This is a genomic window from Halopseudomonas phragmitis (assembly GCF_002056295.1).
In the GTDB taxonomy this organism is placed as follows: Bacteria; Pseudomonadota; Gammaproteobacteria; order Pseudomonadales; family Pseudomonadaceae; genus Halopseudomonas; species Halopseudomonas phragmitis.
On sequence record NZ_CP020100.1, the window covers coordinates 2,299,407 to 2,321,909 of the forward strand.

The window sequence follows — 22,503 nt, forward strand, 5'->3', positions numbered from 1 at the left end:
TGGGTGACCAGGACCGGCCCTTGTTCTATAGTGGCTGCACTACCAGCGGTAAAAGCCGGGGGCGAGGATGTTTGTCAAACGCGATGAACGGGGCTGGATCATCGATGCGTCACTGGACGCGCAGGCTGGTTACCACGAGCAGTTGGCCGATGATCATCCGGAATTGCTCGACTGGGGACGTCAGCAGGCGGCTCTGGCCAGTCTGCAGCGGCTGCGTGACAGCGACCAGGATCTGGTCCGGGTGATCGAGGATCTGGTCGATGTGCTGTTGCAGCGCGGAGTAATCCGGATCACCGATCTGCCCGAGGCGGCGGTGGCCAAACTGGATCGCCGCTCCCAGGCTCGTGCCCGGCTCAGCGAACTGGCGAACCTGATTGATCAGGATGAAGGCGGTCCGCTGATCTAGGAAGCCTGATTAGCCGCTCAGCCAGCCTGCTCCTGCCAGCTTGCCGGCTCTGCCAGGGCCCGTCCCTGCATGGCTTCGATTCCCAGGCTGATCAAGGCCTGAATCTCTCCTTTGGTTTGTACCTGCTCGGCGATCAGCGGCAGATCAATCCGTTGTGCCGTTTTGACCAGGGCTTCCAGGTACAGATGTTTTTCCGGGGCCTGGTCCAGGTCTCGAATAAAGCTGCTTTCGATCTTGAGATAGGCCAGCCCGATCAAAGCCAGTTCACCAATCAGGCTGAGTTGGCGGCCAAAGTGCTGCAGGGCCAGTTGGCAACCACTGGTTTTCAGCTCGGCTGCCAACTGGCCGACATCCTGGCTGTTTTGCAGGTAGCGAGCGTCGATCTCTAGAGTCAGATAATGGGCGCCGTTGTGTTTGTCCAGTTGCTGACTTAGTCGTTGCCGCTGCTCAGGATTATGCAGGGTGTCGGCGGTGATGCTCAGGGCCAGGGCGCCAGGGTGTTTGTCCAGATGTGCCAAAGCCATGCTCAGCATGCACTGATCAAAGGCTCCTGCCAGCCCCAGACGTTCGATCCAGGGCAGGAACTGCCCGGCACTCATCAGTTGGCCCTGGGTGTCGGGGAGTCGTACCAGCAGCTTGTGATGCAGTACCTGGGTCTGGCCCTGGCCGCCCATGGCTGGTTGGAAATGCAGGACGAAACGGCGCTGCTCGATTGCCTCGCTGAGCAGGGTACGCCAGCCGTGGGCGGTATCGACTATTTGCCCGGCATCAGCCGGGCGATAGCCCGGTTTGATTCTCTCGCCTGCGGTGCTGGACTCGGCCAGCGCCTGATCCATACGGCTCAGTACCTGGGCATTACCATCGCCTGGCCGGTAACCGGCAATTCCCAAGGCTATCGGCTGATGCTCCACCTGGCTGATCAGGTCTTCCAGGCTGCTGGCCTGGGTCGCCAGTTGGCCGGCGAGCGCCTGAATGTCTTCCAACTGACTGCCGGGTGCCAACACCAGAAACTCTCCTCCGCGTGAACGGCAGCACAGCCAGGTCGGATGGGCCGCCTGAATAGCTTGCAACGGGACGGCCATGGCCTGGAGGATGGCGTCGGTACGAGCGGCGCCCAGGGTCTGATTGAGCTGATTGAGATTGCCCAGGCGCATCGCCAGAAGAAAGCCATCGGGCGTTTCGCCTGGCGTTAGCGCGGCCTGCAGGCCGTGCTCAAAGGCCAGTCGGTTGGGCAGGTCGGTCAGGCTGTCATGGTAGGCCTGACGGCGGTAAAGCTCGGTTTGCGCGGCCTCCTGTTCGAACAGATTCTTGAGTTTGCCGACCATCTGATTCATGGCCAGAACCACATGGCGCAGCTCTGGTGTGCGTGGCACCCGGGGCAGAGTGCGATATTCGCGCCGGGTAATGGCTTCGGCCTGGTCGGCCATGGCCAGTAGCGGACGCAACTGGCGTTTGAGCAGCAAGGCGCCGAGCAGGGCGCTAATCACGCCACACAGCAGCAGCCAGCCGAGAGTGCCCAAGGCACTGTCCCACAACCGGTTAAGGGCGAACTGCGGGTGGCTCAACACCTCGACCCGGGCGAACTGTTGCCAGCCGCGCATGATCAGCGCATCGCCGCCCTGGGCCTCTAGGTTGACCAGTCGTACGAACCAGCCAGGTGCGCGGGTTTCGTCGAGGCTGCGGGTGCGCTCGACCAGCACCTGGCCGTCGGCAATAGCGACTACCCGGATGCTGGCGAAATAGCCGCTATCAAAGATCGAGCTGACCATCAGCTCAATCATGGCTGGATCTTCGACATGGGGCGTCAGCGATAGCCCGAGGGCCGTGGCCGCGTCCTGGGCGTGCGAGCGTAGCTGAGTCTGGAGCTGATCTCGGGAGTTTTCCACACTGACCAGAAAACTCCCGCTGAACGCTATCAGCAGGAACAGGCAGATGGCCAGGAGAAGCTGTTTTACCAACGACATGGTGTACTCCTCATCCTCATGGTGCCGTGAACTCGGTGAAACCTTCGTCACGCATTTTCCGCAACAGGTCCTGCCAGCGTGACAACTGCTTGGCTGAGCCGGTTTGGGTACTGCCGCCGGCGCTGGCAAGCCAGAGCCCTTCGGCGTTGAAGCTGTAAACCGGGATCAGGTCTGGGCGCTGCGAGGCAGGACGGATCTCGTCAATCAGGTTGTCCAGTACCAGCGGCTCGCTGTCCGGTGTCCGGTAATAGGTCAGTACCATGTGGGCCTGATTCAGCTCCACAGCCTTGACGTAGGTCAGACGCAGATGATCATTGGGAATGCCCAGTCGGCGCAGGCTGAAATATTTGGCGATGGCGTAGTCTTCGCAGTCACCGGCGCCTTTGACCAGCGATTCGACCGGGGTGGCCCAATAGTCAATCTCGCCCCAGATGTCGATGTCGTCGGCAAAACGCAGGCGCTGGTTAAAAAAGCGGTTGACGGTGTTCAGCAGGCTTTGGGTGTCGCCATTGCCCGGATTCTCAAGCAGCGCCTGCCATTCCTGCAGGCGCCAGCGGGCCTGCATATCCAGGCTATAACGCTGCTCGGCACGGGCGATGATTCGGGAAAAGTCCCAGCCGTAGCCAGCCAGTGATACCAGCATCAGGCAGGTCAGAACAATGGGCCAGAACCTGGGGCGAACTTTCACTGTGGCGGGCTCTCACTCGGTCGGGAGCGCTAGGCAAACTCTGAACAGGGTTGCTTTCGTCATTGCGAGGGCTGTAGGCCCGTGGCAATCCATGACGCGTTTTCAGCGGTTCCCTGAGTCCGATGACCACAGTGTAGGCAAGGGATGCCGTCCTTGCATAATGATGGCACCGGTCTGACCGGTGCCGGCGGTTCAATGGCGTGACAGCAAGGCGGGCTTGGGCTTGTCTTCCGGGGCGTGGAACAGCAGGAACAGTTGAGTCAGGACTTCCGGAATATGGGCCAGCATGTCCTCGACCATTTCCTGGTCACGGGCGATCTCGGCGAACTCGGGCTGATCCTCGAACAGACCGGAGCCGACCATGACCGGTAGCAGCAGTTCGCTGACCGCTTCTTCTTCATTGTCGAACCAGTCTTCTTCGCGCAGGAAGACGCCTTCCATGAAGCCGATACACCAGCTACGCAAATCGGACTCATCCGGCTCGTCACCCAGACTCAGTTCACAAGGCAGTTCGATATCCTCGTCGCTGGCCAGTTCCCGGGCGATGCGAGCCTTGAGTTCGACCAGAGTCCCCTCGATGTCGGCCTGTTCCTGATCGTCCTGATAATTCGGCTCTTCAGCGAACAGTTCGGCGATCCACTCGTCTTCCGGAACTTCGACCGGGCTGATGCACAGCGCGGTCAGGTAGCCATGCCCGGCAAGATAGTCCAGCGCCTCGTCATGCAGGTCGTCGGCGTCGAGGAACTGTTGCAGGCGTTCAAGTTTGGCAGCAAAGGACATGGGAACACCTCGTGGTCGATGATTCAGGCATTGTACGCATGGCCGGCGCAATTGCCAAAGGCTGAGTGCGTCCCGTCAACATTGACTATATGGCTGTGCAAGGCTGGTATAATCGTCGGCTTTCGACCGCCGAGCCCGCTCAGGGGCTATTGACCAAGGGGAAGCATGCGCGAGCAAGCGTTACAACGGCTGCGGGAGGTATTTGGCTACAGTCAGTTCCGTGGCCAGCAGAGCGATATTATCGATCAGGTAGCCCAAGGTGGCGATGCCCTGGTGTTGATGCCGACCGGTGGCGGTAAATCGCTGTGCTACCAGATCCCCGGCCTGTTGCGTTCAGGGCTGACAGTCGTGGTGTCGCCGTTGATCGCGCTGATGGACGATCAGGTCGCCACGCTCAACGAGCTGGGCCTGCGAGCGGCAGCCTTGAATTCAACCCTGGATGAGCAGGCTCAGCGTGAGATTGCCGATAGCATGCGCCGCGGCGAGCTGGAATTTCTCTATTTGGCTCCTGAGCGCTTGGTCAAGCCCCGAACTCTGGCCTTTCTGCAGAGCCTGGAGATCGCCCTGTTTGCGATTGACGAGGCCCACTGTGTGTCCCAATGGGGGCACGATTTCCGTCCGGAATACCTGCAACTCGGGGTGTTGGCCGAGCAGTTCCCCGGGGTGCCGCGCATTGCCCTGACCGCTACTGCCGATGAGCGTACCCGTCAGGAAATGATCCAGCGTCTGAAGCTGGAGCAGGCGCGCTGCTTCGTATCCGGTTTCGACCGGCCGAACATCTTCTACCGGATCGTACCCAAGGACCGGCCTCGCCAGCAGTTGCAGCAGTTCCTGGCCCAGCACCGGGGCAATGCCGGCATTGTCTATTGCATGTCGCGCAAGAAGGTCGAAGACACTGCCCAGTGGCTCAGTGAACAGGGCTGGCCGGCTTTGCCCTATCACGCCGGGCTCTCGGCGGAGCTGCGCAGCTATCACCAGAAGCGTTTTCTCAACGAGGAAGGGCTGATCATGGTCGCTACCATTGCCTTCGGTATGGGAATCGACAAGTCCAATGTGCGCTTTGTTGCCCATCTGGACCTGCCCAAGAGCGTTGAGGCCTATTACCAGGAAACCGGCCGGGCGGGGCGGGATGGCTTGCCGGCCGATGCCTGGATGGCCTATGGGTTGCAGGATGTTCTGATGCTCAACCAGATCATGGCCAACTCCGAAGGTGATGAGCGGCACAAGCGCATTGAGCGGCACAAGCTGGATGCCATGCTGGCTCTATGCGAGTTGACCAGTTGCCGGCGCCAGACCTTGCTGGGCTATTTCGACGAAACGCTGGCCGAGCCTTGCGGTCATTGTGATAACTGCCTGGAGCCGGTAAGCACCTGGGATGGCAGTGAAGCGGCGCGCATGGCACTGTCGACGGCCTACCGCAGCGGCCAGCGTTATGGCGTTGGGCATCTTATCGATATTTTGCTGGGACGCGACAACGACAAGATTCGCAGCGCCGGTCATCAGCACCTGTCTACATACGGGATTGGCAAGCAGCTTAGCGAGGCAGACTGGCGCTCGGTTTTTCGCCAGTTGATTGCCCGCGGCCTGATGGATATCGATCTGGATGGATATGGCGGGCTGCGTCTGAACGATAGCTGTCGTCCTTTGCTGCGCGGTGAACAGGGGCTGGCGTTGCGTCGCGATCCCAGTCGCTCGGCACCGTTGCCGGGCCGCAGCAGCGATCGCCCGGTGATCGCCGACGCCGATCGGGAGCTGTGGGAGCGACTGCGGGCGTTGCGCAAGCGCCTGGCTGAGGCCCACAGCGTGCCGCCTTATGTGATTTTCCCGGACTCAACCCTGGTCGATATGCTGCGTCAACGGCCTGCGACGCTGCAGGATATGGCGCTGGTCAGCGGGGTGGGTGCCCATAAGCTGGAGCGTTACGGGGCCGAATTTTTGCAGGTATTGCTTGAGGGGCAAGGCCGTGATCCGGCGGCTGAGAGTGCCCAGGGCAGCGCTCGCGAGGCTGTAGCACTGGCCTTGGCCGGAATGGGGGCGGAGCAGATTGCGCACCAGCTCGGCCAGCCGGTCAAGCAGGTCTGGATGCAGTTGGCGCAGGCGATCAGTCTGGGGCAGTTGGCGTTGGAGCAGGTGCTCGATCTGCCGGCCGAGCAAATCGAACGCTTGCAGGATGCCTTTCTCAATGATGGCGGCGATGAGCTGCCTGGAGTGCGGACCTTGGCCCGGCAACTGGATGAGCCGGTGGACGAAGGCATTCTGCACTGTATCCGGGCTGCTCTGGAGCTGGAGATTTCTGGCGCCTGAGGCTCTTGCCAGGGCGCCAGAACTATCGTCAGAAGGTCTGCCCCAGATTCATGTACAGCGCCCGCTCACCCTCCTGGTTGGCGCCAAAACCGAGGAACAGCGGGCCGAGCAGGGTGTCCATGCCAACCATCAGGCTGCCGGCACCCATATAACCGGTGTCGAAGCCATCGTCGTCCTTGTTGTAAACCCGCCCGTACTCGAAGCTTCCGCCCAGATAGAGCGGCAGACTGACCGGCAGGAAATTGCCCGGGTTCAGTTGCCGGTAGTAGATTACCCGACCCATATTGTAGTTCTGACCGGCCAGGCCATTCTGGCGGAAACCGGAAAACCTGCCGATGCCGCCGAGCAGGAAGCTGCTCTGGGCCACATCGACCTTGCTGTCGGTACGGCCAAGGAAGGCGCCCAGTTGCCAGGTGTTGGCTCCGAGACTGAACACCCGGTTGTACTTGAACTCGGCCTGGCGGTAACGCTCGTTGGCTCCCAGATCCGGTTCTGACAGACGCCAGACCAGTTTGCCCTCGTCACCCGCGCGCGGGAAGTTGACGTTGTCCAGCGTGTCGCGCTCAAGCTGCAGGGTGTAGAACGCTTCCTCGAAACTGAAGGACGGGGAGTCGGGGTCGCCAACCCGGACCTTCGATTCGCCCCAGTAGCGTGACAGGCCGAAACGTACCTCGCCGTTGTTGGCGATTTGTCGGCCCAGATTGATACCGCCGCCGTAGCGTAGCTGCCGGTAGTCGACGACCGGATCGTTGTCGATGATGACTTCGACGTTCTGCGATTCGACATCGATAAAGGGCGCAACGAAATAGCGTGAGCCAAAATCCAGGGGCTGGTAAAACTCGCTGTAAACGAGCTGGTGCTGGCCGATTTGCAGGCGAGTCAGCCATTCGGCGCCCAGGGGGTTGACGCCGTTGACCCGGTAACTGGCACCGATATTGAAATAGCTGCCGCCACGGAAATCATCGACCAGGTTGAGGCCCAGGCGCAGATAGTCGGTCCCGGTTTCCCGGCCGCTGGTGCGCACCAAAAGAACATTGCGCTCATCTTCGTTGACGATCTCATAATTGACCCGGCTGAAATAGTCGGTGCCGTAGATGGTGCCCATGTCCTTTTCCAGTCGCTCGATATTGAGCGGCTCGCCAATTTCCTGGCGCAACAGGTTGCGTACGACCTGATCGGACACCTTGCCACTGTTGATAATGCGAATTTCATCGATCACTGGGGTACGGACCGGGCGAGTGCTGGCCAGATTACCGCCTGGCTCAGCCTGAGAACGCAGTGCCAGTAGGGTTTGACCGTTGCTGTCTCTGAGACTCTGCTCGCCGGCGGCAATCGCTTCGGCAATTTCGGAGAAGCTGCTAAAGCCCATATCGCCCAGCGCTGGCTGCAACAGAAGATCATTGGGGCCGAGGGTCGCCAGCTGTTTCTCGGTATTAGCCCGGGTCAGCAGAGTGGTGGTCTGATCCATGATGTCGAGGATCGAGTTGAGATCGCTGGCGGATTTGAGCGGGGTGCCGATGTCGACCACGATTACCCGGTCAACACCCATGCTGCGGGCAACATCCACGGGCACGTTCTTGCTCAGCACCCCATCGACCAGTAGCCGGTCACCGATCTTGACCGGCGAGAAAAAGCCGGGCAGGGCGATACTGGCGCGAATAGCCTGGGGCAGATGGCCCTGGTCGAATACCACGGCCTCACCGGTGGCGATATCGGTAGCTACTGCCCGGAACGGAATTGGCAAACGGTCGAAGTTTTCGACATCGTTGGTGTGAACCAGCAGGGTCTCCAGAGCCAGGGTCAGGTTTTGGCCCTGCAGCAGGCCCAGAGGCAGACCCAAACGGCCACGGTCGAAGGTCAGGCGCTGCTTGACCAGGAAATCGCGGTCATCCTGTTTGCGCCGGTAGGGAATGTCCTCGCGCATGGGATTGTCGCTGAGGGTGTTCACCCAGTCCAGTTCCAGCGCTATGGCCTGCAGCTCATCGGCACTGTAGCCGGCGGCGTACAGACCGCCAATCACCGCACCCATGCTGGTGCCGGCGATCGCATGAATGGGAATGTTGAGTTCCTCGATCTGTTTGAGGACGCCAATGTGGGCCAGGCCGCGGGCGCCGCCGCCCGACAGTACCAGACCAGTGCGCAATTGATCTGCCTGCGCCTGCAGTAGCGGCGTCAGGACAACCAGCAGAACGAAAACAAGGCGTTTGAACATGATGCAAGCCTGAGATGGGCGGACGACAAATCCAGCTATTGTATACGAGGCTGGGAGTCGCGGCATGTGCAGATCCTTGTCACTGGGCGGTCATGTTTTCGCCATGTTGCTGTCACCAGGCGGGGTTAGCTTGGACTCAGGCTGAAGAGGAGAGTCCTCATGACCCAGGTAGAAACCCGGCGCCCCGGCGCCAAACAGCGGGTTCGCACCCTGTGGATATCCGACTTGCATCTGGGTACCCGCGGCTGTCAGGCCGACAAGCTGACGGCTTTTCTCAAACGCTACGACTGTGACCAGCTTTATCTGGTCGGCGATATCATCGATGGCTGGCGGTTACGCAAGGGCGTCTACTGGCCGCAGAGCCACACCAATGTGGTGCGTCGGGTGCTGACCATGAGCAAGCGGGGAACACGGGTCACCTATGTCACCGGCAACCATGACGAGTTCTTGCGCCGTTACTCGGTGCTTATGCTGGGCAATATCGAGCTGGTGGACGAGGCTGAGCATGTTACAGCCGATGGTCGGCGCCTGCTGGTCATTCATGGCGATCAGTTTGATGTCATCACTCGCTGCCACCGCTGGCTGGCGTTTCTGGGCGATCATGCCTACGAGTTCAGTCTGGTACTCAACCGCTGGTTCAACCATTGGCGCAGCCGGTTCGGTTACGGTTACTGGTCGTTATCGGCCTACCTCAAGCAGCGGGTCAAAAAGGCCGTCAACTTTATCAGCGACTTCGAAGATGCGCTGGCCCACGAGTGCGTCAAACGTGGCTACCAGGGTGTGGTTTGCGGGCATATTCATCACGCCGAGATTCGTGAGGTCAGCGGCATCGACTATCACAACTGTGGCGACTGGGTGGAATCCTGCACCGCGTTGATCGAGCACTGGGATGGACGGATCGAGCTGTACCAGTGGCACGAAACAGCCAGCCAGCCTGAGTTGCAGATGGTCGAGGGTGAAGCGGTCGCTAAATAATTACCTTGTCGCGCAGCTTGCGAGCAGCCTGCTCCAGAGCCTCGACAATATCGTCCTTGTCATAATTGCGGATGTGGCTGGTGTCCAGGTACATCGAGAAGCCCGGTTTCTCATGCTCGACAAAACTGGGCGCGGCACCCAGGTCGCGCCGTAGACCGACCACTTCGTAGATCTGCACTGGCTTGGAAAAGCCCTTGACTCCGATTTGCCCCTTGTCGCGGCACATGATGGTGTCCTTGATCAGGGAGTAGGTCTCGTGGGAAATCAGGATTTCACCCGCCTCGGCGGCGCTTTCCAGGCGACTGGCCAGATTAACCTCGCGGCCGATGATGGTGTAGTCCATGCGGCTGTGGGCGCCGAAGTTGCCGACCGTGCAATAACCGGTGCTCAGGCCCATGCGGATTTCCAGCGGACGAGTGATGCCCTGGCTGCGCCATTGCTGGCGCAGTACCTTCATATGTTTGCGCATGGCAATGGCCATGGATACCGCTGCCTCGGCGTCCTGCTTGGCTCCCTGGGTGAGCGGGTCGCCAAAGAACACCATCACGCAATCGCCGATGAACTTGTCGATGGTCCCGCCATATTGCAGGGCGATGCGCGCCATTTCGTTGAGATAGTTATTGAGCAGGTCGGTCAGGGCTTCAGCTTCCATCTCCTCGGCCAGCTCGGTAAAACCGCGAATGTCGGAAAAGAATACCGTGAGCTTCTTGCGTCGGGTCTCTAGGGTGACACTGCGCTTGCCGGAGAAAATAGACTCCCAGACCTGCGGTGACAGGTATTTGGACAGATTGGTGGCCAGCCGGGCGGTCTTTTCCTGCTCGACCCTGATGGCCCGTTGAGCCTGCTCCAGGCTGTTGCTCTGGCGGTAGACGAAGGTGGCGATCAGGCCGATGAACAGGCCGCCACTGAGCAGGCTGGCCAGCGATACCAGCAGGCTGCTGTGCAGCATCGGTTCAGGCATCAGTAGCAGGGCGCTGGCAACCAGTCCGATCAGTACCAGCAGCCAGGCACTCAACAGATAGAACGGGCCTCCGCTAATCAGGCAGGCAAAGCTGATCAGTAGCAGAAACATCAGGCTGGGCACCAGATTGAACTGGGCCAGGGTGATGAATACGCCAACGTGCAGAGCATCGATGGCCAGCAGACCCAGGCGCTGGTTTGGGCGCGAGTGAACCAGGCGCGGGCCGATCAGGCGAATCATCAGTGGGTAGAGCAGGGCATAGCCAATAATGCCCAGGTAAACCAGGTCATAGCCCTGCTGGTAGCCCATGGCCGCGAAGCTGATGGCGACGCACAGGTAAGCGATCATCCGCGAATGGTAGCCTTCCACAGGCGGTTTGGCCTGTTGCATACGGGGCTCGATGCTCATGCAGTTCCCTGATCAGATAGGTCCGGAGTCCGCAGCGGCGTGGGGCCGGCTGCTCGGACTGACCGGGCCGATCATAATATGCAAGACGGCCCAGGGGAACACTGGGCCGCTGATTCGGTTTGCTCGGAGCTTCTCAGGCCTCCTGAGCTTTGGCGTACATCGAGTTGCGTGGAGCGGCGAACACCCGGCGCAGCATGGGTTCGAAAAACTCCAGTTGCTCGTTCGGGTAGTCCGGATCAAACGCCGGGGCATCGTACTTGGCGCAGAACTCGGCGGTGTAGGCGTACAGCGGGTGATCCTTGAACTGGTCGCGCAGATGGCGATCCATGCCCAGGTGATGGAAAAAGTAATAGCCCTGGAAGACGCCGTGCTTTTCCACCATCCACAGGTTTTCCGGTGAGACGAAGGGCTTGAGAATGGCGGCGGCAATGTCAGGGTGGTTATACGAGCCCAGGGTGTCGCCAATATCGTGAAGCAGGGCGCAGACCACGTATTCCTCGTCACGACCGTCGCGGTGGGCACGTGTGGCAGTTTGCAGTGAGTGCTGCAGGCGATCGATCGGGAAGCCCCCGAAGTCGCCGTCGAGCAGTTTAAGGTGGGCCAGAATACGCTCTGGCAATTCCTTGGCGAAGGGACGGAAGTGGCCGGAAATGATATTCCAGTCTTCGGCGGTTCCTTCCTGCATGGCACGGAAGCTGGCGCGTTGTTCGCCCATCACGGTTCTCCTCGGTTGTTCTTGGTTTGTCGAGGCAGGGTAATCGCTAACCTGGGTGGGGACTGTCGCGTCCCCGACAGTTGGCACCAGAGCCCTAGAAACGAATCCGCCCGGTAAAGGCATCACGCAGCATGACCCAGTCGCCAATGAAGCTGTACAGTGGGTACTTGAACGTGGCCGGCTTGTTCTTCTCGAACAGGAAGTGACCAACCCAGGCGAAGCCGTAGCCGGCTACCGGCAAGGCCAGCAACCACCACCAGTTTTGGCTAAGCAGGGCGTAGGCCAGAATCAGCAGTACCAGACAACTGCCGACATAGTGCAGGCGGCGGCAGGTGTCATTGCTGTGTTCGCTGAGGTAGTAAGGGTAGAACTCGGCAAATGACTTGAATACCGGAGTGTCGTTGGCGTTTTGGGACGTGGGTGCTGACATGGCGGTTTCTCCAGGCTTTTCCCGTCACTATAGTGTAGCTCCCCTGGTGCCCGGCATGACCTGGGTGGCCAAAGCTGTGGCGTAGACGGTTTTTACCCTTGGCCGGTTTGTTCTATGATCGTGCCTTTTACATATTGACCATAACAACAGGCTTCAGGGGCACGACTCCTGGCTGCGAGAGAGCTATGCCGCATTCTGAACGCACCACATCATCCAGTTGGGCGCTGGCGATTGTCCAGGCGCTGGAGCTGAGTGGTCTTGATGGCCGAGCGTTGTTTGTCGAGCTGGGCGTTGATCCTGGACTGCTGAACGACCCTGATGCCCGCATTGCCCAGGATCAAATGACCCGGCTCTGGCAATTGGCGGTCGAGCGCTCGGGGGACCCGGCCATTGGTTTGAACATGGCCCAGGTGATTCGTCCTGCACATTTCAATGTAGTGGGCTTTGCCCTGATGTCGAGCCGTACCTTAAAGGATGGCTTTGCCCGCATTGTGCGTTATCAGCGGCTGATCGGTGAGGCGGCTGATCTGGCGCTGGAGGTACATCCGGACTGTTATCGGCTGGTCATGTCGATTCATGGTGATCGCTTGCCAGCGCCAGCCCAGAGCCATGATGCGGCGATGGCTTATGCCCTGGCTTTCTGCCGCTGGATGACCGGCCGTGTGTTGATGCCCCTGGAGGCTCATTTTGCCTATCCGGCGCCAGCCGAGCTGAGCGCCTATCAGGCTTTGTTCGGTTGCCCACTGGTGTTTGGTGCGCCGAGCTACAGCCTGAGTTTCTCCCGGAGCATGATGGAAGAGCCGTTGGCCACCGGCAATGAAACCCTGGCTCAGTTACACGATCAGTTGGCCGCCGACTACCTGATGCGGTTCGAACGTGACAGGGTGACTCATCAGGCCCGTCAGGTACTGTGTCGTCTGTTGCCGCAGGGCGAGCCCAAGCGCGAGGCAGTGGCCAGTGCGCTGCGCATGAGCACCAGAACCTTGCAGCGGCGCCTGCAGGACGAAAACACCAGCTATCAAGCGCTGCTTGATGAAACCCGGCGTGAGTTGGCGTTGCAGTATCTGGGGCAGCGACAACTGACCTTGCTGGAGATCGCCTATTTGCTCGGTTTTGCCGACCCGAGCAATTTTTTTCGGGCCTTCAAGCGCTGGTTCGGCATACCTCCCGGGCAGTATCGTGAGCGGCAATTGGCTCGTCGGCCAATGGTGAATAACGAAGAGGATCGATGATGGATGCGCTCAAAGCGCTGCATGAACGGGTTTCGGTTCCGCGCCTGACGGGCCCAGCCCCGACCCAGGCTCAGCGCGAAGCATTATTCCGGGCGGCCTTGCGGGCGCCGGATCATGCCTATCTGCGACCTTGGCGTTTTCTGGTGGTGGAGGGCGACGGGCTGGAACGGTTGGGAGAGTTGTTCGGTCGGGCGGCCTTGAGTGACTGCGCCGATATCACGACGGAAACTCTGGCCCGCTATCAGGGTTTGCCACTACGGGCACCGATGATGGTGATTGCCATCAGTTGCCATCAGGCGCACCCCAAGGTTCCTGAAATCGAACAGGATCTGGCCTGTGGTGTGGCGGTTGGCAATATGCTGCTGGCTGCCCATGCGCTGGGGCTGGGCGCGGTCTGGCGCACCGGCGAGCTGGCTTATCACCCGGTGGTGCGTGAGGGGCTGGGCGTGGCCGACAACGAACGGATCATCGCCTTTCTATATTTGGGCCAGCCGCTTGGGGCGCGCAAGGCCCTGCCAGAGTTGACGGTCGAGGATTATTTCCAGACCTGGGGATAGAGCTCAGGAGGCGTAATAGTCCTGGGCTGCCAGCTTCAAGCTAATACGTGCCTTCAGGCCACCAAGATCGCTGGCCGCGAAGCTCAGTTGGCCTTGATGGCGCTCCACCGCCCGACGGGCGATCGCCAACCCTAGTCCATGGCCGCTGTCGGTGGCCTGACCGGGTAGCCGGACAAAGGGTTCGCCAAGCTGACTTAGCCAGTCTTGCGGTACTCCGGGGCCCTGATCGTCGACTTCAATCAGGCAGTTCTGACCCTGGCGTGACAGGCGGACCCGGATCAGCCCTTGGGTAGGACTGAAGCGCTGGGCGTTGCGCAGCAGATTGTCCAGGGCGCTATAGAGCTGTTCTGGCCAGCCTTGCAGAGTGGCCTGGGTTCGCCCTTCAAGCACCAGCTCGCAATCTTCGGCGGCAAACTGAGCGTCATCGACCGCACGCGCCACCAGATTGTCGAGCTCGAAGGGTTGGCGTGGCTGATCCTGGGTATCCAGCCGGCTCAGGGTCAGGATGTCGTCAATCAGTGCATCCAGCCGACTGCATTCGCGGTCAAGCCGAGCCCACAGAGGGTCGTCCTCGGATAATTGCTGTTTGCTGCCCAGCGCCAGACCAATCCGCAGTCGGGCCAGTGGTGAGCGCAGTTCGTGGGAGATGTCGCGCATCAACTGTCGCTGGCTGTCCAGCAGGCTCTGTACCCGGTTGCCCATGCTCTCGAACTGCCTGGACAATTCACCGAATTCATCCTGGCGTTGGCCCAGATCCTGAAGCTTGGCTGCGTCGAAGTTACCCTTGGCCAAGGCTTGGGCAGCCTGGCCGAGTTTGGCCAGTGGTGCGGTCAGGTAACGGCTGAGCAGCAGGCTCAGCAGCGCTAGTACGGTCATGGCCAGTAGAACATTGGCAATTAGCGCCAGTGGTGTGCGTTGCCAGCGGAACAGCTCGGGACTGGGGACATGCAGGGTCAATTGATAGGTGCTGTCGGGTGAATCCCAGACCAGTTGGAACAGGCGTCCGTAACGAGGGGTTTCGCTGCCGGGCTCGCCTCGGGGATCGGCAAATCGCGGGGAGGTGGGCAAGGTGCCAGGCAGCAGCAGTTGCCCACTGGTGTCATACAGATTGGCCCGTAGTCGGTATTCCCGGCGTTGTTGTTCCAGCCAGCTCTGGGCGGCACGTGGGCCGCGCTGTTCGTAATGCTCGACCAACTGTTCGGCGAAGTCCCGTAGCTGTGGATGGAACTGCAGTAGCAGCCAGTCCTGTTGAAGGGTGCGGCTGACCAGAAAGCCCGATCCACCGACCAGCAGGGTTGCCAGCCAGAGTACCGCAAAGACTTTCCAGAACAGCCGCATATACGTTTACCTTAGCTTCTGTGTTGGTGTTTGCGCGGGCGATCGCCATCCCGATGGGAGCGACGCTCCTGCATACGTTCCTGCCGTTTTTCGCGCAGTTCGGCCATTTTGGCGCGTTGCTCATCGGTCAGCACGGCATCGACGCGGCTGATGCTTTCTTCGCGCAGGGCCTTGTGTTTTTCCCGTTGCTCGGCATGAATGCCGTGCAGTTGCTCCTGTTGCTCTGCTGTTAGTTCCAGAGCTTTGGCCATACGTTCCATATGGCGCTCATGGCGGGGTTCGGCATCTCCCGATGCAGCGAAAGCGACGGTAGCGATACCCGTAGACAGTGCCAGCAGACCGGCGATCAGGGCTTTCTTCATAATCTCTACTCCTGGTTCAGGGCTGGCCGGCTTGTCCGGCCATTGACTGCAGAGTGTAGAGATCGCCATGTCAAGCAGGGCTATCCTTTGGTAAAGGCAGTGTAAAGCTTAATGAGCCTGTGCAAAGGAAACACTGATTAAATCTGTTCCGGCGCCAACCGGGCTGCCGGGCTTGCGTGCAATTAATCAGTGTTGCCCAAAGTATGTCATTAGCTGTAAAGATAGCCGCGACCACGGATCGACTGGATGCGGCTACGGCCGTCGGGATGGTTGCCCAGTTTGCGCCGCAGGTTGCTCATGTGCATGTCCAGGCTGCGGTCGTAGGGGCCAAGGGGTTTGCCTAACGCTTCGCGTGACAGTGACTGGCGGTCGACCAGTTGGCCGTGGTTGTTCAGCAGGCAGCGCAGGATCAGTGCTTCGGTCTGGGTCAGCGGCAGTGGTTGTTCGCCCTGCCAGGCCAACAGGCTGTCCGGGTCCAGGCGAATATCGCCGGCTTGCAGTGGTTGGTGTCCTGTGCTGGTGTTTTGGCTGCGGCGCAGCAGCGCGCGTAGTCTGGCGACCAGCTCGCGGGGGTCGCAGGGTTTGGCCAGGTAGTCATCGGCACCCAGTTCCAGGCCAAGAATCCGATCCACCGGTTCGCCTCGGGCGCTGAGCATAAGTAGCGGGGTCTGGAATTCCTGGCGCAACGCGCGCAAAACATCCAGACCATTCATACCGGGCATCATGACGTCGAGGATTACCGCCTCGAACGGTTCGGCACGCAGTGCCTCAAGTCCGCTTTCGCCATCGTGGCGTACGGTCAGGCTGAAGCCTTCAACTGCCAGCCAGTCGCCCAGGAGCTCACAGAGCTCCTGGTCGTCATCGATCATCAATATCGGGTGTGAATTCAATTCAGCCATTCGCTACGTTTACGGCGGCCACCGATCCTGGCAAGCAGGAAGCCCAGCAGTAAACTGCCGGCGACGGTGGCTCCGCCAATAATGAACCATTGTTGACGTTGCTCTTCGAGCCTGGCACGGGCGCCAAGTTCCGCATCCAGTTGCCGAGCACGCAGGTTTTGGTTTTCTTCACGCAAACGCTGTAGTTCAAGGTTGGAGTCGTTTCCACCGGCCAGTTGTTCTGCCAGTTGCTGACGTTCGGCCTCAACCCGGGCCAGTTCGGCCTGGAGTACGCCGACATCTTGTGCGTTGGCGCTTGGTGGCGACTCTGGCTGGGTTGCACTCTCGTCAGCTATCGCCTGGATGCAAAGCAGGGCCGTGCCGCACAGCAGCGCAATCATCAATCGGGGCATCGCTGAACTCCTCAGGCCGGCAGCACGGGTTTAAAGGGTTTGATAAGTACTTCGGCATAGACTCCGGCGCTGACATAGGGGTCGGCATCGGCCCAGGCCCGGGCCTGTTCCAGAGACTCGAACTCGGCGACCACCAGGCTGCCGGTGAAACCAGCCGGGCCTGGGTCGTTGCTGTCGATGGCCGGATGCGGACCGGCCAGTAGCAGGCGCCCGGCGTTTTGCAGAGCTTGCAGGCGAGCCAGGTGATCAGGACGCGCCGCCAGGCGTGCGTCCAGTGTGTCTGGAGCGTCGCTGGCCATGATGGCGTAGTACATGAAGCTTCCTTATCTGTGATAGATAGTGAGGTTTTGATAGTAGTTTAGTAGTTGGCGGGCCTAAGTTATTGCATCGGCTGGGCCTTGTCAGCGTTCAACAGGCATAATAGTGAAAATATTTTGTCGGGCTGGAATAAACGTGATTGCTGATTTGCACATGCACAGTACCGCCTCGGATGGAGTCTTGGCTCCGGCTGAGTTGATGCGCCAGGCGGCCGAGGCAGGTGTCGAGCTGGTCGCTCTGACTGATCACGATACGTTGGAGGGGCTGACTGAAGCTCGGGCGGCGGCGTTGGCTGCCGGCATCCGTTGGGTCAGTGGGGTAGAGCTGTCGGCGCAGTGGCAAGGCCACACACTGCATGTCTTGGGTTATGGCTTTGATCCGGCTGCGCCGGCATTGCTTCAGGCCCTGGAAGAGGTGCGTGCAGGGCGCTGGCAGCGGGCGCAACAAATAGCCGAGCGGCTGGCGGCCAAGCGCATGCCTGGGGCCCTGGAAGGGGCGCAGGAGGTTCAGTTGGCCATGGGCGCGGATGCCGATGCGCCGCCAGCGCGCCCGCACTTTGCCGACTGGCTGGTGCGTGAAGGTCATGTAAGTGACCGGGCCGAGGCTTTTCGTAAGTGGTTGGGAGCTGGCAAGCTGGGCGATATCAAACAGCACTGGCCGGCTTTGGGCGAGGTGGTCGGGCAGATTCGTGCCGCCGATGGCATGGCGGTGTTGGCGCACCCCTGGCAGTATGGCTTTACTCGCAGCAAGCTACGGCGTCTGCTGCGTGAGTTCGCCTCTGCCGGAGGGCGGGGCATTGAAGTGGTCAATGGCCGACAGCCGCCAGAGCAGGTAGCTTACCTGGGCAAGCTGAGCAACGAGTTCGGGTTTCTGGCCAGTTGTGGCAGTGACTTTCACCATCCCGGTTCGCCATGGATGGCGTTGGGCGTGATGACTGCCATGCCGTCAGACTGCGAGCCAGTCTGGGCCGACAGGTTGTTCAACTACACTTGATGTATGCATGCAACGGATGATGATGTGAGCCAATACTTTCAGATACACCCCGAAAACCCGCAGGCGCGTCTTATTCGTCAGGCGGTTGAAATCATTCGCCAGGGTGGGGTGATCGCCTATCCCACCGATTCGGCCTACGCGCTGGGTTGTCATCTGGGTGATAAGGACGCGCAGGAGCGCATACGCCGATTGCGGCAACTGGACGACAAGCACAACTTCACCCTGGTCTGTCGCGATCTTTCTGAATTGAGCGTTTACGCCAAGGTCGACAACAGCATCTTTCGCCTGCTAAAGGCCAATACCCCCGGGCCTTACACCTTCATTCTCAATGCCACCACCGAAGTCCCGCGCCGGCTGCTGCACCCCAAGCGACGGACTATCGGCCTGCGGATTCCCAACCACCAGATCACCCTGGACCTGCTTGAGGCTTTGGGCGAGCCACTGATGAGTGTGACGCTGATGCTGCCGGGCGATAGTCTGCCGTTGACCGATCCGCAGATGATTCGTGACCGCCTGGGCAAGCAGCTCGATTTGATCATCGACGGTGGGGCCTGCAATATCGAACCGACGACCGTGGTCAGTCTGCTGGATGGTCAGATCGAGGTTCAACGGCTTGGACTGGGTGACCCCGAGCCGTTTGGCGCAAGCCGTGAACACTGATTGGGCCTGACGCCGCTGACGTCTGGCCCAATCCGGGTATAATCGCGCCACAACATACTGATGAGACCTTCAGGAGATACCTTTGAGTTCCGTTGATTCCCAGCGCCGTGTCCTGTCCGGCATGCGTCCGACCGGGCGCCTGCATCTTGGTCACTACCACGGAGTGCTGAAGAACTGGGTCAAGCTGCAGCATGAGTACGAGTGCTTCTTCTTCGCCGCCGACTGGCATGCGCTGACCACCCATTACGAAAACCCGCAGGATATCGAACAGAATGTCTGGGACATGCTGATTGATTGGCTGGCGGCTGGCGTCAGCGGTAACTCGGCGACTCTGTTCATCCAGTCTCAGGTGCCTGAGCATGCGGAGCTGCACCTGCTGCTGTCGATGGTCACTCCAGTCAGTTGGCTGGAGCGGGTGCCGACCTACAAGGACCAGCAGGAAAAACTCAAGGATCTGGATCTGGCAACTTACGGGTTCCTCGGTTATCCACTGCTGCAAAGTGCGGATATTCTGATTTACCGGGCCGGCCAGGTGCCGGTCGGGGCTGATCAGGTAGCGCATGTCGAGATCACCCGTGAGGTGGCGCGACGCTTCAACCATCTGTATGGCAAGGAGCCGGGCTTTGAAGACAAGGCCGAAGCCGCGATCCACAAAATGGGCAAGAAGGCCGCCAAGCTGTACAGCAGTTTGCGCAAGGCTTATCAGGAGCAGGGCGATGCCGATGCGCTGGAAACTGCCCGGGCACTGCTCAAGGAACAGCAGAACATTACCCTGGGCGACAAGGAGCGACTGTTCGGCTACCTTGAAGGTGGCGGCAAGGTGATCCTGCCCGAGCCCCAGGCGCTGCTGACCCCGGATTCGAAAATGCCGGGGCTGGACGGGCAGAAAATGTCCAAGTCCTACAACAACACCATCACCCTGCGTGACACCAGCGACGAGGTCAACGAGAAGGTCCGGCGCATGCCAACCGACCCGGCCCGGGTCCGCCGTACTGATCCGGGTGACCCGGACAAGTGCCCGGTCTGGCAACTGCACCAGGTGTATACCGACCAGGCAACCCATGACTGGGTGCAGCAGGGTTGCCGTAGCGCCGGGATTGGCTGCATTGACTGCAAGAAGCCGGTGATTGATGCGATCGCGACCGAGCTTGCACCCATGCAGCAGCGTGCCCGTGACTATGAGGGCAACCCCGATGCGGTTCGATTAATCCTCAACGAAGGAACCGAGCGGGCCCGTGAAGCGGCGCGCGATACTCTGGCCGAAGTACGCCAGGTCATGGGCCTGGAGTACCGTCGATAACCATGAGCGGACCGGAGCAGGCACAGGATTCGCCAACTCCGGCCGCCACGGCGGCTGATGCGTCTGTCATGACGCCACGTCAGCATGAACTGCCGTTCGCCATGGTCTATGGCCAGGCGGTGACTGAGCTGCCGCAGGATCTCTACATCCCCCCCGAAGCCCTCGAAGTCTTTCTGGAAGCCTTTGAGGGGCCGCTTGACCTGCTGTTGTACCTGATTCGGCGACAGAACATCGATATTCTCGACATCCCGGTGGCGGAAATCACTCGCCAGTACATGAGTTATGTCGAGTTGATGAAGACGGTACGTCTGGAGCTGGCTGCCGAATATCTGGTCATGGCGGCTATGCTGGCCGAGATTAAGTCACGCCTGCTGCTACCGCGCCACGATGACGGTCATGAGGATGAGGAAGATCCGCGGGCTGAGTTGATCCGGCGCCTACAGGAGTACGAGCGCTTCAAACAGGCAGCCGAAGACCTGGATGCGCTGCCGCGAGTTGGCCGCGATATCGTTCTTGCCAGTGCCGAAATGCCCGAGCAGCCAACCCGGCGTCTACATCCTGAGGTTAATCTGCAGGAGTTGCTGCTGGCACTGTCCGAAGTGCTGCGCCGCGCCGACATGTTCGAAAGTCACCAAGTTACCCGCGAAGCCTTGTCTACCCGGGAGCGCATGGCCGAAGTGCTGGAGCACCTCAAGGGTGGGCAGTTCGTGCCCTTTGTCAGTCTGTTTAGTGTCAGTGAAGGGCGGCTAGGGGTGGTGGTTACCTTTATGGCAGTGCTGGAGCTGATCAAGGAGCAACTGGTCGAATTGGTACAGAATGAACCGTTCGCCCCCATTCACGTCAAGGTCAGAGGTGAGGATGAGTCAACCAGCACTTGAACTGATTCTCGAGGCCGCGCTGCTGGCAGCAGGCAAGCCGTTGAGTCTTGAGCGTCTGCGTGAATTGTTCGACGAAGACCGCGCGCCGACCAATGAAGCTCTGCGCGAGGCTCTGGTTCGGCTTGGGGATAGCTACGCCGAGCGCGCCTTTGAGCTGCGAGAGGTGGCTGGCGGTTGGCGCTTGCAGGTACGTGAAGACTACATGCCCTGGGTCAGCCGGTTGTGGGAGGAGCGGCCGCAGCGCTATTCGCGAGCCATGCTTGAAACCCTGGCATTGATTGCCTATCGCCAGCCGATCACCCGTGGCGAAATTGAAGATATTCGCGGTGTTGCAGTCAGTAGTCAGATCATCAAGACTCTGCTTGAGCGCGAGTGGGTACGGGTAGTCGGGCACCGTGACGTGCCGGGCCGCCCGGCGATGTTCGCCACCACCCGGCAATTTCTCGACTATTTCAATATGCGCAGCCTCAATGAACTGCCGCCGTTGGCCACTATTCGCGATATCGATCAGCTTGAGCCGGAGTTGGAGTTCAAGGATGAAGGTGTCGATGCTGCTGCCGATCAGGCGCCCTGGATGCCGGTCGAGCCGCTCAAAGCGCTGGATGGCGAGGAAGGCGAAGAAACCGGCTTTCATGCGCTGCTGGACGAGCTCAAGGCAATGGAGGCCAATATTAAAACGGACTTCGACGACCTGTTGCCGGACGAGCCAGACGAGGATCAGGCGGGCAGCTAGGGTCTTCACTGCGATTGCGCTTGTGCTGCGCTGGTTATATCCTGCGCCTTGATTATCCACACACCGGGAGGTGCTCTAAATGACCGACATTATCGAAAACGATTCAACTCCTACCCCCCCCGCCAGCGGCGAAAAGCTGCAAAAGGTACTGGCACGACTTGGGCTTGGCTCGCGCCGCGAAATCGAAGCCTGGATTGGTGCTGGCAGGGTCGAGGTTAATGGCGAGGTGGCCCAGCTTGGTTGCCGGGTCGACAGTCTTGATCAGATCAGTGTTGATGGCCGGCCGCTGCGTCGGGATCTGAACACCGAAGTGATCCGCCGGGTGATGATCTACAACAAGCCTGAAGGCGAGGTTTGTACCCGTGATGACCCGGAAGGTCGACCGACCGTATTCGATCGCCTGCCACGCCTGAAGCAGGGTCGTTGGATCAATGTTGGGCGTCTGGACATCAATACCTCGGGCCTGTTGCTGTTTACTACCGACGGTGAACTGGCCAATCGGCTGATGCATCCCTCTTACCAGATGGACCGTGAATACGCAGTGCGGGTCATGGGTGAAGTCGATGAGGCCATGATCGAGCGACTGAAAACCGGCGTGATGCTCGAAGATGGCCCGGCGCGTTTTACCGATGTGGTTTCTTCCGGTGGTGACGGAATCAACCGCTGGTATCACGTTTGTCTGCTCGAAGGGCGCAACCGCGAAGTGCGTCGTCTGTGGGAGTCTCAGGGCGTCAAGGTAAGCCGTCTCAAGCGGGTGCGCTTCGGGCCGGTATTTCTCGGTGCCGAGCTGCCGATGGGGCGCTGGCGGGAAATGAAGCAGAACGAGATCGACACCTTGAGTGAGGAAGTCGGTCTGAAGCCGATCCCGTTGCCGGCGATGAAAACAGCCGACAAGGAAAAACTGAAACGGCATGAGCGCAAGCCGTCGATGCATCAGGCGCGTACCAGTCGCCGGCCGCGTCGGAGCTGACAAGGTTGATTGTACGGCCTTGATTACC

At 59.9% G+C, this 22,503-nt stretch carries 22 protein-coding genes and 1 pseudogene; 11 read left to right on the forward strand and 12 right to left on the reverse strand.

All coding sequences use genetic code 11. The features are described from left to right. Window positions 1-67 precede the first annotated feature (67 nt). Window positions 68-406, forward strand: coding sequence for a hypothetical protein (locus BVH74_RS10625; protein WP_080050042.1), 339 nt, complete (start codon window positions 68-70; stop codon window positions 404-406). Window positions 407-423: 17 nt separating this feature from the next. On the opposite strand, the gene BVH74_RS10630 is transcribed toward BVH74_RS10625, so the two are convergent. From BVH74_RS10630 to BVH74_RS10640, 3 genes are all read right to left on the reverse strand, one after another. Beyond that, window positions 424-2,370, reverse strand: a complete 1,947-nt coding sequence (locus tag BVH74_RS10630) for an EAL domain-containing protein (protein ID WP_080050043.1) — start codon at window positions 2,368-2,370, stop codon at window positions 424-426. A 16-nt stretch (window positions 2,371-2,386) separates the two neighbouring features. Next, window positions 2,387-3,016 carry a cysteine protease LapG gene (gene lapG / locus BVH74_RS10635; protein ID WP_373279492.1) on the reverse strand — a complete coding sequence of 210 codons (630 nt, stop codon included), beginning with the start codon at window positions 3,014-3,016 and terminating at the stop codon, window positions 2,387-2,389. 234 nt (window positions 3,017-3,250) lie between these two features. Beyond that, entirely contained in the window at window positions 3,251-3,838 is a 588-nt protein-coding gene (locus BVH74_RS10640) for a YecA/YgfB family protein (protein ID WP_080050045.1), read from the reverse strand. 165 nt (window positions 3,839-4,003) lie between these two features. Here BVH74_RS10640 and recQ point away from each other — a divergent pair, with 165 nt between their 5' ends. Continuing rightward, window positions 4,004-6,142, forward strand: a complete 2,139-nt coding sequence (recQ, locus tag BVH74_RS10645; RefSeq protein ID WP_080050046.1) for a DNA helicase RecQ — start codon at window positions 4,004-4,006, stop codon at window positions 6,140-6,142. 28 nt (window positions 6,143-6,170) lie between these two features. Here the strand turns inward: recQ and BVH74_RS10650 are convergent, their stop codons facing one another. Next, window positions 6,171-8,354 carry a patatin-like phospholipase family protein gene (locus BVH74_RS10650; RefSeq protein ID WP_080050047.1) on the reverse strand — a complete coding sequence of 728 codons (2,184 nt, stop codon included), beginning with the start codon at window positions 8,352-8,354 and terminating at the stop codon, window positions 6,171-6,173. A gap of 159 nt (window positions 8,355-8,513) precedes the next feature. Between BVH74_RS10650 and BVH74_RS10655 the strand changes: the two genes are divergently transcribed. After that, entirely contained in the window at window positions 8,514-9,329 is an 816-nt protein-coding gene (locus BVH74_RS10655) for a UDP-2,3-diacylglucosamine diphosphatase (protein WP_080050048.1), read from the forward strand. Here the strand turns inward: BVH74_RS10655 and BVH74_RS10660 are convergent. From BVH74_RS10660 to BVH74_RS10670, 3 genes are all read right to left on the reverse strand, one after another. Continuing rightward, complete coding sequence (locus BVH74_RS10660; RefSeq protein ID WP_080050049.1) at window positions 9,322-10,698, reverse strand: adenylate/guanylate cyclase domain-containing protein; 1,377 nt, start codon at window positions 10,696-10,698, stop codon at window positions 9,322-9,324. The two genes, BVH74_RS10655 and BVH74_RS10660, sit on opposite strands and share 8 nt — an antisense overlap. Before the next feature lie 133 nt (window positions 10,699-10,831). After that, the gene (locus BVH74_RS10665) at window positions 10,832-11,413 is read right to left on the reverse strand and encodes an HD domain-containing protein (RefSeq protein ID WP_080050050.1); all 582 of its coding nucleotides are present in this window, start codon (window positions 11,411-11,413) and stop codon (window positions 10,832-10,834) included. 94 nt (window positions 11,414-11,507) lie between these two features. Next, window positions 11,508-11,843 (reverse strand): Mpo1-like protein, encoded by a 336-nt coding sequence (locus BVH74_RS10670; RefSeq protein ID WP_080050051.1) that lies wholly within the window; start codon window positions 11,841-11,843, stop codon window positions 11,508-11,510. Between the two features lie 185 nt (window positions 11,844-12,028). On the opposite strand from BVH74_RS10670, the gene BVH74_RS10675 reads away from it, so the two are divergent. Beyond that, window positions 12,029-13,075, forward strand: coding sequence for an AraC family transcriptional regulator (locus tag BVH74_RS10675; protein WP_080050052.1), 1,047 nt, complete (start codon window positions 12,029-12,031; stop codon window positions 13,073-13,075). Further along, a complete protein-coding gene (locus tag BVH74_RS10680) occupies window positions 13,075-13,632 on the forward strand; it encodes a nitroreductase family protein (RefSeq protein WP_080050053.1) in 558 nt (185 codons plus the stop codon). Before BVH74_RS10675 ends, BVH74_RS10680 begins: the two co-directional genes overlap by 1 nt. A 3-nt stretch (window positions 13,633-13,635) precedes the next feature. On the opposite strand, the gene BVH74_RS10685 is transcribed toward BVH74_RS10680, so the two are convergent. The 5 genes from BVH74_RS10685 to BVH74_RS10705 form a co-directional block, all read right to left on the reverse strand. Then, window positions 13,636-14,970 (reverse strand): sensor histidine kinase, encoded by a 1,335-nt coding sequence (locus BVH74_RS10685; RefSeq protein ID WP_080050054.1) that lies wholly within the window; start codon window positions 14,968-14,970, stop codon window positions 13,636-13,638. A gap of 11 nt (window positions 14,971-14,981) precedes the next feature. Then, window positions 14,982-15,332 (reverse strand): Spy/CpxP family protein refolding chaperone, encoded by a 351-nt coding sequence (locus tag BVH74_RS10690; protein ID WP_080050055.1) that lies wholly within the window; start codon window positions 15,330-15,332, stop codon window positions 14,982-14,984. Between the two features lie 209 nt (window positions 15,333-15,541). After that, window positions 15,542-16,231, reverse strand: a complete 690-nt coding sequence (locus BVH74_RS10695; protein WP_080050056.1) for a response regulator — start codon at window positions 16,229-16,231, stop codon at window positions 15,542-15,544. Continuing rightward, window positions 16,219-16,623, reverse strand: coding sequence for an SH3 domain-containing protein (locus BVH74_RS10700; RefSeq protein WP_080050057.1), 405 nt, complete (start codon window positions 16,621-16,623; stop codon window positions 16,219-16,221). Before BVH74_RS10700 ends, BVH74_RS10695 begins: the two co-directional genes overlap by 13 nt. Window positions 16,624-16,634: 11 nt before the next feature. After that, window positions 16,635-16,937, reverse strand: a complete 303-nt coding sequence (locus BVH74_RS10705) for a YciI family protein (protein ID WP_080050058.1) — start codon at window positions 16,935-16,937, stop codon at window positions 16,635-16,637. A gap of 139 nt (window positions 16,938-17,076) precedes the next feature. Between BVH74_RS10705 and BVH74_RS10710 the strand changes: the two genes are divergently transcribed. The 6 genes and pseudogenes from BVH74_RS10710 to rluB form a co-directional block, all read left to right on the forward strand. Then, complete coding sequence (locus tag BVH74_RS10710) at window positions 17,077-17,934, forward strand: PHP domain-containing protein (protein ID WP_080050059.1); 858 nt, start codon at window positions 17,077-17,079, stop codon at window positions 17,932-17,934. A 24-nt stretch (window positions 17,935-17,958) separates the two neighbouring features. Next, entirely contained in the window at window positions 17,959-18,594 is a 636-nt protein-coding gene (locus tag BVH74_RS10715; protein WP_080050060.1) for an L-threonylcarbamoyladenylate synthase, read from the forward strand. An 82-nt stretch (window positions 18,595-18,676) separates the two neighbouring features. Then, the gene (locus tag BVH74_RS10720) at window positions 18,677-19,894 is read left to right on the forward strand and encodes a tryptophan--tRNA ligase (protein WP_080050061.1); all 1,218 of its coding nucleotides are present in this window, start codon (window positions 18,677-18,679) and stop codon (window positions 19,892-19,894) included. 68 nt (window positions 19,895-19,962) lie between these two features. Further along, window positions 19,963-20,772 (forward strand): segregation and condensation protein A, encoded by an 810-nt coding sequence (locus BVH74_RS10725; RefSeq protein ID WP_080051701.1) that lies wholly within the window; start codon window positions 19,963-19,965, stop codon window positions 20,770-20,772. Further along, entirely contained in the window at window positions 20,753-21,505 is a 753-nt protein-coding gene (gene scpB, locus BVH74_RS10730) for an SMC-Scp complex subunit ScpB (protein WP_155121708.1), read from the forward strand. Before BVH74_RS10725 ends, scpB begins: the two co-directional genes overlap by 20 nt. A gap of 88 nt (window positions 21,506-21,593) precedes the next feature. Then, a pseudogene (rluB, locus tag BVH74_RS10735) lies at window positions 21,594-22,466 on the forward strand (23S rRNA pseudouridine(2605) synthase RluB); the annotation flags it as partial. Between the last annotated feature and the right edge of the window lie 37 nt (window positions 22,467-22,503).